Genomic DNA, 211 nt, shown 5'->3' with positions numbered 1-211 from the left:
GACGACCGCCGATATCGCAACCAGTTTGTACGGTAAAGCAGATGAGCAGCGGTTAACGTGGTATGGCACCGCACTGGGGATTGCCAACGAGGCTTTAGCTCACAATGACGGGCTGCTGTCACTGGATGAAGTCGGGCAAGGCGCGAACCCTAAACATGTCCACACCTCAGCCTATACCCTGTTTAACGGCAAGGGGAAAATACAGGGGGCA

1 protein-coding gene is annotated in these 211 nt (G+C 55.0%); it reads left to right on the top strand.

Annotated elements, in window-relative coordinates; translation table 11 throughout:
* Positions 1 to 211 (top strand): DUF927 domain-containing protein (locus tag AAC854_RS24125; RefSeq protein ID WP_340619235.1); only part of this gene is annotated, 211 nt, incomplete at both ends.

The organism is Xenorhabdus entomophaga (assembly GCF_037996725.1).
Classification (GTDB): domain Bacteria; phylum Pseudomonadota; class Gammaproteobacteria; order Enterobacterales; family Enterobacteriaceae; genus Xenorhabdus; species Xenorhabdus khoisanae.
The sequence above is the reverse complement of the archived record's forward strand: the minus strand, read 5'-3'. Positions and strand labels throughout refer to the sequence as shown.